The organism is Paenibacillus sp. NRS-1781 (genome assembly GCF_050467745.1).
GTDB lineage: Bacteria > Bacillota > Bacilli > Paenibacillales > Paenibacillaceae > Paenibacillus > Paenibacillus terrae_A.
In genome coordinates, this window is record NZ_JBITPI010000063.1 from 106,461 (window position 1) to 121,903 (window position 15,443).

15 protein-coding genes and 1 riboswitch are annotated in these 15,443 nt (G+C 46.0%); of the genes, 12 read left to right on the forward strand and 3 right to left on the reverse strand.

Annotated elements, in window-relative coordinates; all coding sequences use genetic code 11:
• The first annotated feature begins 79 nt into the window (after positions 1-79).
• The 7 genes from abc-f to ACIFO6_RS21785 all read left to right on the forward strand — a co-directional run bounded on the left by abc-f (position 80) and on the right by ACIFO6_RS21785 (position 6,789).
• Positions 80-1,633: a ribosomal protection-like ABC-F family protein gene (abc-f, locus tag ACIFO6_RS21755; RefSeq protein WP_430043801.1), complete on the forward strand. Its 1,554-nt coding sequence runs from the start codon at positions 80-82 to the stop codon at positions 1,631-1,633.
• A gap of 88 nt (positions 1,634-1,721) precedes the next feature.
• Positions 1,722-1,830, forward strand: a riboswitch (TPP riboswitch).
• Between the two features lie 267 nt (positions 1,831-2,097).
• Entirely contained in the window at positions 2,098-2,712 is a 615-nt protein-coding gene (locus ACIFO6_RS21760; RefSeq protein ID WP_430043803.1) for a thiamine phosphate synthase, read from the forward strand.
• 64 nt (positions 2,713-2,776) lie between these two features.
• A complete protein-coding gene (gene thiO / locus ACIFO6_RS21765; protein ID WP_430043805.1) occupies positions 2,777-3,925 on the forward strand; it encodes a glycine oxidase ThiO in 1,149 nt (382 codons plus the stop codon).
• Entirely contained in the window at positions 3,922-4,125 is a 204-nt protein-coding gene (gene thiS, locus ACIFO6_RS21770) for a sulfur carrier protein ThiS (RefSeq protein WP_430043806.1), read from the forward strand. The genes thiO and thiS overlap by 4 nt, the downstream gene beginning before the upstream one ends.
• Positions 4,126-4,127: 2 nt before the next feature.
• Positions 4,128-4,895, forward strand: coding sequence for a thiazole synthase (locus tag ACIFO6_RS21775; protein WP_430043833.1), 768 nt, complete (start codon positions 4,128-4,130; stop codon positions 4,893-4,895).
• Positions 4,892-5,950, forward strand: a complete 1,059-nt coding sequence (locus tag ACIFO6_RS21780; RefSeq protein ID WP_430043808.1) for a ThiF family adenylyltransferase — start codon at positions 4,892-4,894, stop codon at positions 5,948-5,950. Before ACIFO6_RS21775 ends, ACIFO6_RS21780 begins: the two co-directional genes overlap by 4 nt.
• A 143-nt stretch (positions 5,951-6,093) precedes the next feature.
• On the forward strand, positions 6,094-6,789 hold the full coding sequence (locus ACIFO6_RS21785; RefSeq protein ID WP_430043810.1) for a response regulator transcription factor: 696 nt from the start codon (positions 6,094-6,096) through the stop codon (positions 6,787-6,789).
• Between the two features lie 70 nt (positions 6,790-6,859).
• Here the strand turns inward: ACIFO6_RS21785 and ACIFO6_RS21790 are convergent, their stop codons facing one another.
• Together ACIFO6_RS21790 and ACIFO6_RS21795 are read right to left on the reverse strand one after the other, a co-directional pair.
• Positions 6,860-7,360, reverse strand: coding sequence for a C40 family peptidase (locus tag ACIFO6_RS21790; protein WP_430043812.1), 501 nt, complete (start codon positions 7,358-7,360; stop codon positions 6,860-6,862).
• 280 nt (positions 7,361-7,640) lie between these two features.
• Positions 7,641-8,282 (reverse strand): thiamine diphosphokinase, encoded by a 642-nt coding sequence (locus ACIFO6_RS21795; protein WP_430043814.1) that lies wholly within the window; start codon positions 8,280-8,282, stop codon positions 7,641-7,643.
• Positions 8,283-8,431: 149 nt separating this feature from the next.
• Here ACIFO6_RS21795 and ACIFO6_RS21800 point away from each other — a divergent pair, with 149 nt between their 5' ends.
• The gene (locus tag ACIFO6_RS21800) at positions 8,432-8,896 is read left to right on the forward strand and encodes a low molecular weight protein-tyrosine-phosphatase (RefSeq protein ID WP_430043815.1); all 465 of its coding nucleotides are present in this window, start codon (positions 8,432-8,434) and stop codon (positions 8,894-8,896) included.
• A 156-nt stretch (positions 8,897-9,052) separates the two neighbouring features.
• Here ACIFO6_RS21800 and ACIFO6_RS21805 read toward each other — a convergent pair whose 3' ends face one another.
• Positions 9,053-9,787 carry an alpha/beta hydrolase gene (locus ACIFO6_RS21805; protein ID WP_430043817.1) on the reverse strand — a complete coding sequence of 245 codons (735 nt, stop codon included), beginning with the start codon at positions 9,785-9,787 and terminating at the stop codon, positions 9,053-9,055.
• A 255-nt stretch (positions 9,788-10,042) separates the two neighbouring features.
• Here ACIFO6_RS21805 and pdhA point away from each other — a divergent pair, with 255 nt between their 5' ends.
• The 4 genes from pdhA to lpdA all read left to right on the forward strand — a co-directional run bounded on the left by pdhA (position 10,043) and on the right by lpdA (position 15,265).
• On the forward strand, positions 10,043-11,110 hold the full coding sequence (pdhA, locus tag ACIFO6_RS21810; RefSeq protein WP_430043819.1) for a pyruvate dehydrogenase (acetyl-transferring) E1 component subunit alpha: 1,068 nt from the start codon (positions 10,043-10,045) through the stop codon (positions 11,108-11,110).
• Positions 11,111-11,220: 110 nt separating this feature from the next.
• Positions 11,221-12,201: an alpha-ketoacid dehydrogenase subunit beta gene (locus ACIFO6_RS21815; protein ID WP_430043820.1), complete on the forward strand. Its 981-nt coding sequence runs from the start codon at positions 11,221-11,223 to the stop codon at positions 12,199-12,201.
• Positions 12,202-12,235: 34 nt separating this feature from the next.
• On the forward strand, positions 12,236-13,840 hold the full coding sequence (locus tag ACIFO6_RS21820) for a 2-oxo acid dehydrogenase subunit E2 (protein ID WP_430043823.1): 1,605 nt from the start codon (positions 12,236-12,238) through the stop codon (positions 13,838-13,840).
• 3 nt (positions 13,841-13,843) lie between these two features.
• A complete protein-coding gene (gene lpdA, locus ACIFO6_RS21825; protein ID WP_430043825.1) occupies positions 13,844-15,265 on the forward strand; it encodes a dihydrolipoyl dehydrogenase in 1,422 nt (473 codons plus the stop codon).
• Positions 15,266-15,443: the final 178 nt, after the last annotated feature.

Below are 15,443 nucleotides of genomic sequence, written 5' to 3' on the forward strand. Positions count from 1 at the left end.
CAATAAGGCTTTGAAAGAAATGCATATGAAATAAGAACAGTCGGCATCGCCGATGATAATAAGGAGCCAAAAACAGCTTATGAGTTTATTGACTGTAGAAAATGTATCCCATAATTTTGGGGACCGCACATTGTTTAAAAATGTATCCTTTCGATTGCTCGGAGGGGAACGTGTAGGTTTGGTGGGAGCCAATGGTGTAGGTAAATCGACACTGATGAACATCCTGACCGGAAAATTGCTTAAGGATGAAGGCAAAGTGGAATGGACTCCACGTGTACGTTATGGGTATTTGGATCAGCACACCAAGCTTACACCTGGTAAAACGGTGCGGGATGTACTGAAGGACGCCTTTCTCCCGTTGTTGGAATTGGAAAAGGAAATGATGCAGATCACTGACAAGATGGGGGAAGCTTCTCCCGAAGAACTGGAAGTGCTGCTGGAAGAGATGGGTGAAATTCAGGAACAACTGGATATGGGGGATTTTTACCTCATTGATGTGAAGGTTGAAGAAATGGCGAATGGATTGGGCCTTTCCGCAATAGGACTGGAGCGGGATGTTTCCGCACTTAGTGGTGGACAACGAACGAAGGTCCTACTTGCCAAGCTGCTATTGGAAAAGCCAAATGTGTTACTGCTGGATGAGCCTACCAACTATTTGGATGTAGAGCATATTGAATGGCTTACACGTTATCTGAGGGATTATCCATATGCGTTTATTCTTATTTCTCATGATACTGAATTTATGAATCAGGTCGTTAATGTCATCTATCATCTTGAATTTGCCAAGCTGACCCGTTATTCAGCCAACTATGAAAAGTTCCTTGAAATGGCAGACCTGAACAAAAGCCAGCATATTGAAGCTTATGAGAAGCAGCAGGATTTTATTAAGAAGCAGGAAGATTTCATTCAACGCAATAAGGCGCGCGCCTCTACGTCAGGTCGGGCGAAGAGTCGTGAGAAGCAGCTTGATCGAATCGAGCGCATTGATAAACCGGAAGAAGCGGCTAAGCCAACATTCCAATTTAAAGAAGCGCGTGCGAGTGGGAAAACGGTGTTTGAGGGTATTGATTTTGAAATTGGCTACACCCATGCTCTGTTGCCTAGAATGTCCATGACGATTGAACGTGGCGATAAAATTGCGATTGTGGGCTATAATGGTGTCGGTAAATCGACATTGCTCAAAACCATTCTGGGAAAAATTCCGCCGATCAGCGGCAAGACCTATCAAGGGGATTTCTTGCAGTCAGCTTATTTTGAGCAAGAGGTACGAGCAGAGAAAGTTACACCGATTGAGGATGTGTGGAATGAATTCCCGCACTTGAACCAGCATGAAGTACGGGCGCATTTGGCGCGTTGCGGTTTGAAAAATGAGCATATCACCCGTCCGCTATCCGCGCTCAGTGGTGGTGAGCAGGCCAAAGTCCGCCTATGCAAACTGTTAATGCGGGAAAGCAATTGGGTGCTTTTCGATGAGCCTACCAATCACTTGGACATCAAAGCGAAGGATGAGCTGAAGCGTGCCTTGAAGGAGTACAAAGGAACGGTGCTGCTCGTATCTCACGAACCGGACTTTTATGAGGATTGGGTAACCAAAACGTGGAATGTGGAAGAATGGACAAGTAAAGTCAACTAAATATCCAGTTCTGTACCAAGCTTCACAAGAAGCAGGGTTTGCAGGATTAGGAAATTATGCTAAGCTATCTTTAGCTGATACAATAAAATAGTTACACTAGGGGAGCCGCCCATGCGGCTGAGACGGAATAACCGGATTTCGGACCCTTTGCACCTGATCTGGGTTATGCCAGCGTAGGGAAGTGAGCGCCATACAAACGAGGTAACGAATTTATTACTTTGTTTGTATGTGGGACGATATACGTATACGGATATAATGATCCGTTTGGTTATTGGACGTACGTTAAACCACTTCCTTCGGGAAGTGGTTTTTTTGCGTTTTCGTTCGTATTCATATACCGTACCCCTTCATTTTTTTGCTGGTAAACGTGGTTAGTCCATAACGTATAGCACGATATGAGACTGTAAAGATACAGGGTCAGCTTACAACCATTTAGTCCATTGTGAGGTGAGAATAAGATCGAATTGCACGTAATTACGATGGAAGGCGACTCCAGTGCACATGCACATACTGCCCAGGTGGCTGCTGCTATTCATCCGTATGTTCATTATGTACATGTGCGCTTGAAGCAGAAGAGCGCATCTGAATTGCTCGATTTAACCCGCAGTATGGTGAATCGAGGAGTTCCTTTACAGCAAATTGCAGTAAATGACCGGGTGGATGTTGCTTTGCTGACCTCCGTTGGAGCTATCCAGCTACCGGCTGACGGATTACCTGTTGCAGCTGTCAAAAGCTTACTCTCAGAGGATATGCGCTGTGGGGTGTCGGTGCATTCCTTGGAGGAGGCACAGGCTGCCGAACGGGCAGGAGCGCATTATGTACTCTATGGACATGTGTATGAGACTCACTGCAAGCCTGGTGTTACTCCGCGAGGTATAGCACAGCTTGAGCGCATAAGCAGGTTGTTGAGCATCCCTGTGATTGCTCTAGGCGGCATACAACCACGCCATATTCACGAGCTGTATACTGCGGGTGCAAGTGGAATTGCCGTAATGTCCGGCATCTGGAAGGCAGAGTTCCCTGTTGCGGCTGCGAGGGCATATAGGCGGATGACAGATCGAGTAGTTCACGGCCTGTAGTGGTGAAACGAAAATAGGAGTTTGCTGCAAGCACAATCGTAAGTGGAGGGGAGAGATGAAACATATGCCAGAGATAAAAACAAAGGCACCAGCTATTGGACACGCTGAATGCTTGATCATTGGTGGAGGTGTTATCGGTAGCTCGATTGCTTATCATATGGCCAAGGAGGGGCGCAGTACGATATTGCTGGAGCGCTTCATTCCGGGCGAGGGAGCCTCAGGAGCTGCGGTCGGGATGCTGGCAGCAGAGAGTGATGATTTCACCGACCCGGAGTTGGCACAGTTCGCTCGCTCAAGCCGGGATGCATTTCCCGAGCTGGTTCGTGACCTAGAGCGTTTGTCCGGTGTTCAGGTAGAATTCCGAACAGAAGGATTTGTGACCCCCTTCCGGTCTGAAGCCGAGGGACAAAGACGCTGGGCTGCGGCTATTGCGCGAGAGGATGATCATCCTGTTTGGTGGGATGCCAAAGAATTGGCCCGCCGAATTCCAGGTTTGGATGGTCAAGCGATCGGGGCTATATACCGCTCAAAGGAGACGCAGATTTCTCCGGTCCAGCTTTGTTGTGCTTATGCAAGGGCAGCTACGGTGCTCGGAGCAACAATATGGACGGGTACACAGGCTGAGTATCTCATAGTACAGCATGGGCGAATTTGTGGCGTACAAACAAACAGAGGCATTTTTTCCTGCGAACAGGTCATTATTGCTGGAGGCTTGGATAGTATGAGGCTGCTGGAGCAGGTTGGTTTTGAATATCCGCTTTATCCGGTCAAGGGTGAGGCTATTGCTATCTCCTTGAAGGATCATCCCTTGGAATATACCATCTACGCCGATGATATTTACTTGGTGCCCAAGCGGAATAACGAGCTTTGGATTGGAGCGACGAGTCTGCCGCATCAGCATGACAAAGAGGTGACCATTGGAAGCCTGGAGGCGCTGCTGGCCCGTGCTTCTGCCTGGCTGCCTCGTGTCCGTGAAGCCTCTTTTTTACGCACTTGGGCGGGCTTGCGTCCGCAGGCAGCGGCGCGGCGTCCTTGTATTGGGCCTGTTCCCGGCGTTGAAGGAGTATATGCCGCAGTCGGGCACTACCGGAACGGCGTGTTGCTGAGCGAAGCTACCGGGTTTGCGATAGCAGCTCTGTTAAAAGGGGTTGGTGTGGCTGAGCTTGGAATAAGCGGCTTTTCTCCTGAACATATAAAGGAGGCGAGTAAATGAAGCTGACGATTAACGGTCAGAGCATGACCTTTTCCAGTCGGATCATTCATGTGGATCAACTGCTGAAGGAGCTGGATTTGAAAGTGAAAACTGTAGTAGTGGAGCTGAATCGTCACATATTGACTCGTGAGGATCATGATGAAGCGATACTGAAAGATGGAGATAGATTGGAAATTATACATTTTGTGGGAGGTGGTTAATGATGTTAACGATTGGTAAAGCATCTTTTACGTCAAGGCTGTTATTGGGTACAGGAAAATTCGTCGATCTGGATATTCAATCCAAAGCTGTGGAAGCTGCGGAGACCGAAATATTAACATTTGCCGTGCGAAGATTAAATCTGGAGGAACGGGATAAGCAACATTTTCTAGATACACTGGATTTGAGTCGTTATGCACTGCTTCCCAATACGGCAGGAGCGACAACGGCGGACGAGGCAGTGCGCATCGCTAAGCTGGCGAGAGCCTCAGGTCTATGCGACATGATTAAGGTGGAGGTCATTGGGGATAGCAAGACATTGCTGCCTGATCCTTTTGAAACACTCAAGGCTAGTGAAAAGCTGCTGGAGGAAGGTTTTATCGTGCTGCCCTACATATCAGATGATGTGATTCTGGCCAAAAGGCTGCAAAAGCTTGGCGTACATGCTGTTATGCCTGGAGCTTCACCTATTGGTACAGGACGCGGCCTGCTAAACCCGTTTTCATTAGAGCTAATAATTGAGCAAGCGGAGGTTCCGGTTATCGTCGATGCCGGCATTCGCTCGCCTGGCGATGCGGCAATGGCGATGCAACTGGGGGCAGATGCCGTACTTTTGAATACAGCTGTATCAGGAGCTCAGGACCCTGTGAAAATGGCTGAGGCGATGAAGCTGGCTGTTTGCGCGGGCAGATATGGTTTTGAAGCGGGCATGATTTCTGTACAGCGTTATGCCTCGGCAAGCAGCCCGACAGAAGGCTTGGTTCAGGCATGAAGGCGACTGAAAAAACGGGTGTGCAAGTACAACCCAATGATCGTTATTCCAGACAAGAAAGATTCGCCCCTTTCGGGCCGGAAGGACAACGCCGGCTGGGTTCGTCCCACGTACTGATCATTGGTGCTGGAGCGCTGGGGACCGGGATTGCGGAAACGCTCGTTCGCGGAGGCGTAGGCACAGTGACCATCGCAGACCGGGATTATGTGGAATGGAGTAACTTGCAGCGCCAGCAGCTTTTTCAGGAGAGTGACGCCGCAGAGAGGTGCCCCAAAGCAGTAGCTGCCCAGCGAAGACTACAGGAAATCAATTCGGAAACGATCATACACGCACAAGTTCTGGATGTCGGGGTAGAGGAATTGGAGGAGCTGATTCAGGGAGTAGACCTCATTATGGATGCCACCGACAACTTTGATACCCGGTTACTTATGAACGATGTGGCACAAAAGCATCGCATTCCCTGGATTTATGGGGGATGTGTTGGCAGCTATGGTGTAACCTATACCATTTTACCAGGGAAAACGCCTTGTCTTCATTGTCTGCTTGGAACTGTACCGCTTGGCGGAGAAACCTGTGATACCGTGGGGATCATTCCACAGGCGGTGCAGATGGTCACGGCCAACCAGACCACGGAAGCCTTCAAGCTACTTGGTGGATACCGTGTTGATCTCAGGGGCAAGCTGCTTTCGTTTGATTTGTGGAAAAATGAGCATGTAGCGATAACAGTGGATAGCGTCAAAAAAACGGATTGTCCTTCTTGCGGTAGCCACCCGACGTATCCGTATTTGTCGGCAGCCCATCGCCAGAAAATAGATGTGCTGTGCGGCCGGGATACCGTTCAAATTAGACCAGCAGAACCGAGACAGGTGAATCTTAAAGAAACAGCAGACAGGCTGGCTTCTTTGGAAGAGGGAACAGTGGAGCAAAATCCGTTTCTGGTTTCTTTTAGTGTTGAGACGCACCGTTTGGTTATTTTTGCAGATGGGAGAGCATTAATACACGGAACAAAAGACGTCACAGAAGCAAGGAAAATCTATCATCGTTATTTAGGCTAAACCATAAAAGCAGGAAGTCTTCCTTTGTGGAATGATTTCACTGCTTTTTTGTTACAATATAATAAATAGGTTCGAATCGTTTGTATCAAATACGTCTGTATCCATATTGCAGTCCTATGTCCAAACACAGGTGGGTGAGAAGAATGAACCCGTTAATTTTACTCGTGGATGGGAATGAAGCATCTGCTACTACGTATACACGTCAGTTGGAGGAGGAAAGCTATCGGGTGGTTAACGCCCGCAATATAGCAGAGGGAAAGTATTATTTAGACGAGAATTCTGTGAATTTGCTGCTTCTGAATATGGATACTGAGCAGCCTGATACACAAGGCTTGATCCGTACCATGCAACAAAATGATCCCACTGTTCCAATATTCGTAATGACCTCATCAGATGATGAGAACCATATTGTTTCCTGTTTTGAGCAGGGAGCACACGATGTGATTGTCCAACCCTTTTCCCCTAGAGTATTTCAAGCCAGAGTGGCTAATTTATTGTGGATTTTTGGTGCTGCACGTGATGTGAAAAGGCCGATACAGGCGGGTGATTTACATATTGATAGTGGAAGCAGACTGGTAAGCAGAGGCGGGCAGAAGCTGGAATTAACTCCAAAGGAATTTGATCTTTTGCTTCATCTGGCTATACATCTTAATCAGGTTTGCAGCAGGCAGCAAATTTTGAAGGATGTTTGGAAGCATGATTATATTGTAGATACGAACGTAGTGGACGTGTATATCAGGCATTTGAGAGTCAAGGTAGACAAAGGGCAAAGATTCAAAATGATTCGCACGCAACGAGGTATAGGCTATTCACTCAGGACACCCCCGGAAGCAGAGTAGTATAGTATTGGAAAATATAAAAAAGCCGAGATCCTGTGTCCCGGCTTAAATACGTTAAATCAAATGAATACTACAGCACGCGGCGTGCTTTGATGTATGTTCTTTTCCAGTTACCGGAATTCAAATCGGAGATGGTAACGCCCGGACTACCGTATGTGTGTAAAATTTTACCTCCGCCTGCATAGACCGCTACATGTGTAATGTTGCGACCCGTGGCGCGACTACCGCTCGAAAAGAACACAAGATCACCCTTTTTCAAATTGGACTTGGATACGGCATGTCCAACATTCGATTGTGCAACAGAGGTACGTGGCAAGTCGATGCCGTATTTCTGAAATATATGTTTCGTAAAGGAAGAGCAATCAAAATTGCGTGTAGTGCTTGTGGAAGCTCCGAATTTGTAGGGAGTTCCCATATAGTTTTCACCGTAGTTAATTATTTTTTGACCTACAGAAGTAGTAGCTGTGGCAGCTTGAGCCGTATTTGTTCCCTCTAACGCAAACGTTCCAAAGCCGATAGTGGCTGTCATTCCTGTGATAATTGCCTTTTTTATGATTTTATGCATGTTCATGTTGTAAGTACCTCCAGAAATTGATTTGTACAATATTTTGCTGAGTTGCTAACTAACTTACAGCGTTGAGTATAACAGCTTTAAAACCGCCTAATAGTTGGAAAAGCACGCTCAAATGCTTGAGGGACAAGGCTTACACGCCAATTATTAAAAAACGATTAAAAATTACAATTTGTAAAAAATATCGAATCTCAAAAATCGGAATACATGATAAAACTCTTGATTAGCAAGGGATTCAAGCAGAAAAAGTTCTTTCGAAAAGATTACAATAATGTCATATTTAATCTTTGCTTTGGATCACAAGCAGCAGTCCGCTTTCAATGGAAATCGTTCCTTTTGGAGCGATCAGCTTGTTACTGACACCGCGTGATTGCCCCATTTTAAGTGTGGCATTGTGCAGTGGATACATAAATCCATCCAGCTCTATACCGGTTACTTCGGCAGTCATAGGAACTAGTGATGTATATGTATAGCCCATAGGCTCAATCTCCAGCGTTGATCCAGTGAGTTCAATATAGTTATGGGCGTCCATAATGGCACAGCCTATATGATGTTGCATTGCACGTACCAATATTTGAATATTAGCCAGCGTATGATCCATCCTTGTACCCGTAACGCCAAGCATAAGCACATGCTCTGCCTGCTCATCCATGGCAATTTCCAGAGCAAGCTCTGTATCTGTCAGATCCTTGAGTACCGGATCGCACGAAAGCATACGTTTACTTGCAGATTCAACCCGTAACTTTTCCTCAGGTGTTACTGAATCAAAGTCTCCTACAGATACGTGTGGCGTAATGCCGTGTTCGATCAGGAATAGGGCACCTTTATCTGCACCAATAATGAAATCCCCGGGTTGTATTTGTTGTAGATCTTCCTCGCCAAGACGACCGCCGGAAAATACAATGGCGCGCTTCTTCGTCATATCCAACATCCTTTCTTCTGCCATACGTCTACATAGCTCATCAGCTTTTAAGTATAACGCCTTAAATATGGCTTGCACAATTTTGGAGGGCATAGCTACAATGGAACAGAAAAAAGGAATTGTAGCGTGTAATTAGGAAGGAGAGCGAAATGATTAACGTTTTGTTTGTGTGTTTGGGTAATATTTGCCGTTCCCCTATGGGGGAGGCGGTACTGAGACATAAAGCGCAGGAACGGGGACTAGGTGCGAAAATCCGGGTAGACTCGGCAGGAACAGGAGACTGGCATATCGGAAATCCACCGCATGAGGGAACGCTAAAGCAGCTCAAGCTGCACGGAATTAGTGAACAAGGTATACAGGCGCGACAGATGAAAGGCCATGATTTTGAAGCGTTTGATTATATTGTGTGTATGGATGATTCCAATGAGCGAAACATACGCAAACTCGCGGGCGGAGCGGAGGCTGACATTTTAAAATTTATGGACCTGCTGCCACAAGAAAAGCTGAGAGAGGTGCCGGACCCGTATTTTACCGGAAATTTTAAAGAAACATACCGATTAATGGACGCGGGCTGCAATGCCTTGCTGGACAAAATCATAGAAGAAAAGCTATAATGTGAACGACAGAAGACGGCAAAAAATGCCGTTTTTCGTTACATTTTTGAAAGCGTATCCAACATGCGGAGAAGAAAGAGGAAAGAGCATAACGACCTAATCTGGTCAACAAATGCTCAATCCCTGGTCATCTCTGTAGCTTTGGAAAAGCTTCACTCAGGAGCGATCTAAAAAATACATTAGCGCGTCAGGTAGCTCATTTTGCCAAAAGCCCCATAAATGCTTGCCATCCTTTTCTCGATAGGAAACATCGGCGTTCCGTACGAGCAGCAAATTTGCGCATTGGCGGTTAAGCTCTACAAAATTGTAAATGCCGGTGTCGCTCTCAAACGCATCTTCTTGAAGACCAACCGTCATCCACACCCGCAGATGGGACAGATCACGCTCACGAGCGATAATTTCTTGTGAAGCTTCATAGTAAGCACCGGACAGGCTGATAATACGATTGAACAGTTGGGGATACAGCAAGGCCAAATGCAGAGACACACTGCCTCCTAGTGAATCTCCAGCCAGAATCCGGGACGATGCATCTCTTCTTATAGGATACTTCTGTTCCACATAGGGAATAATCTCTTCTGCAAAACAGGCAGTGTACGCTTCAAAGCGATTGCCAAAGGGAGCATACTCCTGAGTTCTGATTTTCGTGTTGACTTCCACGCCGACGATGATGAAAGGCTCAACGCCTTCGTCCAGAATGAGACGGTTTGCCTGTGTTGCTATACGGCCAAAATTGAAAAATTCCTCTCCGTCCTGACAGTAAACGACCGGGTAGCTCAAAATTTCATTATAGCCGGGAGGTAAATAAATACGGAGTGTTCTGGGTTCGCCAAGAAAGCGGCTGTTTATTTCGTCTTTTAGGATGGTTCGTTTCAAGTACCGGGAATCCGTCATTATTTGTCACCTTTCTGGGGTATAATTTTGCATTCGGGATCACAATAAGTTAAGATTACCCTGATTGCAATAGATGTTTAAAATTTCAATCATGTACTAAGCTGTTATAGTAAAAAATGTTTCCTGTTACACACACAAAAATGTGGTGGACTCAAAAAAAATAACTAAATCTTTGACGCAAGCAATATAACAGGTGTATAATAATCCTATAACAGCGGAACTTGATATTCAAATTTTTTTGTTGAGGTGAAGAAAATGAGCAAGGTTCCTTATGAAGTGTACACAGAGGAAGTTGAGGCTCTGTCCGTGCTTTCTCCGGATGGTGAAATTATCAATAAAGATATGTTGCCTAAACTTACAGATGATCAATTGAAAGAAATTATGTATCGAATGGTATTTACACGTACTTGGGATGACCGTGCCGTTAACTTAGGGCGTCAAGGACGTCTCGGCTTCTACGCTCCGGTATCCGGACAAGAAGCAACAATGATTGGTAGTGAATATGCACTCCAAAAAGAAGACTTTATTGCACCAGGCTACCGCGATATTCCGCAAATCGTTTGGCATGGCCTGCCATTATATCAAGCATTCCTGTATTCCCGTGGTCATCAACACGGCGGCCAAGTGCCGGACGGTGTTAATGTATTGATGCCGCAAATCATCATCGGCGCGCAGATTTTGCACGCTATGGGCATTGCAATGGGATACAAACTGAAAAAACAAAAACATGTCGCCATTACATATACAGGTGACGGCGGTTCTTCCGAAGGTGACTTCTACGAAGGCCTGAACTATGCCGGTGTTTACAAGCTGCCAGTTATTTTCTTTGTGCAAAACAATGGCTACGCAATCACAACTCCATTTGCGAAGCAAACGGCTGCTCTTTCGATCGCTCACAAAGCGATTGCTGCCGGTATCAAAGGCGTGAAAATCGACGGAATGGACGTACTCGCAGTTATCAAGGCTGTTCAAGAAGCTGCTGAACGCGGACGTAACGGCGAAGGCGCAACATTGATCGAAGCTGTAACTTACCGTTTCCGTCCACATTCCCTGTCTGACGATGCAAGTAAGTATCGTTCGAAAGAAGAAGAGGGCGAATGGAATGCGAAAGATCCGATTGCCCGTTTTGCGAAATACCTTGAGAAAAAAGGTCTTTGGACTGAAGAAGATACAGCTCGCGTAAAAGAAGAAGCTAAAGCGAAAGTGAACGAAGAGATCAAAAAAGCCGAGAAAACAGAAAAAATGACTATTTCCGGTCTGATCGACAGCATGTTCGAATCTACGCCTAAGCATCTGGAAGAACAAAAAGCTGATTTTAAATAATTGAGCTTGAAATAAATCAGAGAGACCGGGCGGCATCCCGATCCGGTCTGTCTTTTAATTGGATCTGAACTGAAACTGATCTGTCAATGTTTAAGGAGGAAATGAAGCAAATGGCACAAATGAACATGAAAGAAGCGATTCGTGACGCACTGCGCGTAGAGTTGAAACGCGACCCTAACGTCCTGCTTTTCGGTGAAGATGTAGGTCATGTAGGCGGTGTATTCCGCGCAACAGAAGGTCTGCAAAAAGAGTTTGGCGAAGAACGTGTATTTGATACTCCGTTGGCGGAATCCGCAATCGGGGGTCTTGCTGTGGGTCTGGGTATCCAAGGTTTCCGCCCTGTAGCTGAAATCCAGTTCGTAGGCTTTATCTTTGAAGCACTCGACCAAATGGCAATTCAAGCATCCCGTATGCGCTACCGTTCCGGTGGACGCTACAATTCTCCAATCGTATTCCGTACGCCTTTTGGCGGCGGGGTTAAAGCTGCTGAGCTGCATACAGATTCCCTGGAAGGACTTCTGGCTCAAACACCAGGTATCAAGGTTGTTGTCCCTTCCAATCCTTACGATGCAAAAGGTCTGATGATCGCCGCTATTCGCGATAACGATCCAGTATTTTTCATGGAGCATTTGAACTTGTACCATGCATTCCGCGCTGAAGTTCCTGAGGATGATTACACAGTTGAACTGGGTAAAGCGAACGTAGTTCGTGAAGGTTCCGATGTTACAATCATCACTTATGGTTTGATGGTACACACTTCTGTCAAAGCTGCTGATGAACTGGAAAAAACAAAAGGTATTAAAGTCGAAATTATTGACCTGCGTACCGTTAGCCCAATTGACATTGATACAATCGTGGCTTCCATTCAAAAAACAAATCGTGCCATCGTTGTTCAAGAAGCACAAAAGAGCTCTGGCGTAGCTGCTGAAGTGATTGCACAAATTAACGAAAAAGCAATTCTGCATCTGGAAGCGCCCGTTTTGCGTGTGGCAGGTCCGGATACCATTTATCCTTTTGCTCAAATTGAAGATACTTGGTTGCCAACGCCAACACGTATCATTGATGCGGTTAATAAAGTACTGGAATTTTAATTAAAGCACACCGTAAATTTGGGAGGTTTTAAACGTGGCTAAATTTGAATATAAATTTCCGGAGCTGGGTGAAGGTCTTCACGAAGGCGAAATCATCAAGATGCACATCAAGCCCGGCGACAAAGTAACAGATGAAGATATCATCATGGAAGTACAAAATGACAAGGCTGTAGTTGAAGTTCCATGTCCGGTCAATGGTACGGTTCAAGAAGTATTTGCCAAAGACGGAGACATCTTTAACATAGGTCAAGTCGTAGCTGTAATCGATGCAGAAGGTGAACTTCCTGAACAGGAAGAAGCACCAGCTGCTAGCTCTGAGCCAAGTGCTGCTGCACAAGGCGGAGCTGCAGGTACAGCTAGATTTGAATATAAATTCCCAGAGCTGGGCGAAGGTCTTCACGAAGGCGAAATCATCAAGATGCACATCAAGCCCGGCGATAAAGTAACAGATGAAGATATCATCATGGAAGTACAAAACGACAAGGCTGTAGTTGAAGTTCCATGTCCAGTCAATGGTACGATTCAAGAAGTATTTGCCAAAGACGGAGATATCTTTAACGTAGGTCAAGTTGTGGCAGTAATTGCTGCAGAGGGTGAGCTTCCTGAACAAGAAGAAGCACCGGCTGCCGCTAAACAAGAACAGGATGCTGCACAAGGCGGAGCTAACACAAAACCAGTTGCAACTCCTGCTGCAACTAATAAAGACGTGCTGGCTACTCCTAGTGTACGCAAATTTGCACGTGAGCAAGGTGTAAACATCGCTCAAGTGAGTGGATCTGGGAAAAATGGTAAAATCACTAAAGAAGATGTAGAAGCTTTCAAAAATGGTGGAGGCCAAGCGGCTGCACCAGCAGCGAAAGAAACTGCAAAAGCACAAGAGCCAGCTAAAAAAGAAGCGAAAGCTGCAGCGCCATCCGCGCCAGCAGCAGATCTGCGTGCTGAGGAAGATCGCGTACCATTTAAAGGTATCCGCAAAGCGATTTCCAACGCTATGGTTAAATCGGCTTACACAGCTCCACACGTTACGATTATGGACGAAGTGGACGTAACCGAGCTGGTTGCTTTCCGTACTCGTATGAAACCAATCGCTGAGAAGAAAGGCACAAAAGTAACATACCTGCCATTCATCGTAAAAGCATTGGTTGCAGCTTCCCGTCAATTCCCGGCTCTGAATGCCTCGATCGACGAAGAAGCAAATGAAATCGTCTACAAAAAATACTACAACATCGGTATTGCTACAGATACAGACAACGGTCTAATCGTTCCTGTAATTAAAGATGCTGACCGTAAGAGCATCTGGATGATTGCTGATTCCATTCGTGATCTGGCTGTACGCGGTCGTGATGGTAAACTGGCTGCCAATGAGATGAGAGGAAGCACAATTTCTATCTCTAACATCGGCTCTGCAGGCGGTATGTTCTTTACTCCAATCATCAACTTCCCTGAAGTTGCGATCTTGGGAACTGGCCGTATCAGTGAAAAAGCAGTCGTGAAAAACGGTGAAATTGTTGCCGCTCCTGTAATGGCTCTTTCTTTGAGCTTTGACCACCGTATTATTGACGGTGCAACTGCTCAAAACTTCATGAACTATATTAAACAGCTGCTCGCTAACCCTGAGTTGCTTGTTATGGAGGTGTAATCAATGGTAGTAGGAGACGCTTCTCTGGATATTGACACATTGGTTATCGGTGCGGGTCCTGGCGGCTATGTAGCTGCTATCCGTGCTGCACAATTGGGACAAAGCGTATTGATCGTTGACCAATCGGAGCTGGGCGGTGTCTGTCTGAACCGTGGATGTATTCCTTCCAAAGCTTTGATCTCTGCAGCTCATCAATACGAAGCTGCCCAACACGGCGAGTCTTTCGGTATTACTGCTGAGAACGTAAAAGTTGACTTTGCTAAAACACAAGAATTCAAAAACAGTGTTGTTAAGAAAATGACTGGCGGCGTAAGCGGTCTGCTCAAAGGCAACAAGGTTGAAGTTTTCAATGGTGAGTGTATGTTCATCAACGAAAACGAAGCGCGTGTATTCAACGAACATGAATCACCACGCTACCGTTTTAAAAATGCGATTATCGCAACTGGTTCCCGTCCAATCGAATTGAAACCATTTCCGTTTGGCGGACGTATTCTGTCTTCTACAGAAGCGTTGAACTTGCCTGAAATTCCGAAAAGCCTGATCGTAATCGGCGGTGGATACATTGGTGCAGAGCTTGGACAAATGTACTCCAAATTCGGTTCCAAAGTAACAATCATTGAAGGTATGGATACTGTTCTTCCTGGCTTCGACAAGGATATGACTTCAATCGTTGCGAAGAGCATGAAGAAAACCGGTATTGAAATCTTTACTGGTGCTAAAGCGGAAAGTGCAGAACAAACAGATAATGACGTAACGGTGAAATTCTCCGTTAACGGCGAAAGCAAAGAAGTAACTGCTGATTACCTGCTTGTGACCGTTGGACGTCGTCCAAACACGGACGGTGAACTGGGTCTGGATATGATCGGTGTAGAACTGGATGAGCGCGGACTGGTGAAAGTTGACCACCAAGGACGCACTAGCATTCCTCATATTTTTGCAATCGGCGATATCGTTGCTGGTCTTGCTCTGGCTCACAAAGCTTCTTACGAAGGTAAAGTGGCTGCTGAAGCGATCGCAGGCGAACCGTCTGTAGTAGACTACAAATGTATTCCAGCTGTTGTTTTCACAGATCCAGAATGCTCCAGCGTAGGCTACACTGAGACACAAGCCAAAGAAAAAGGCCACAATGTCAAAGTTGGCAAGTTCTCTTATGGAGCAAACGGTCGTGCCGTTTCCCTGAACGCTACTGAAGGCTTTGTTAAAATCGTAGCTGACGCAGACACAGGTCTGGTACTGGGTACGCAAATCGTAGGTCTGGAAGCTTCCAACCTTATTGCTGAGCTGGGTCTGGCGATTGAAATGGGTGCTACACTCGAAGATATCTCCTTGACTATTCATGCTCACCCTACATTGGGCGAAATCGTTATGGAAGCAGCGGAAGTCGTGCTGGGTCATCCGATCCATGCATTGGCACCACGTCGCTAATCCCAATTCATTATCTCGTTTTTGATTTTCATACATGGAAAGAGAGGCAAGGAGCGCTATATCTGCGTTCTTTGCCTCTTTTTTTCATATTTTAGGATTTTCAGGACGACGATGAAAATTCACACAGTGGATAGTCAATAATGCGTAGTCCATGATAAACTATATAAGTTGAACTTAA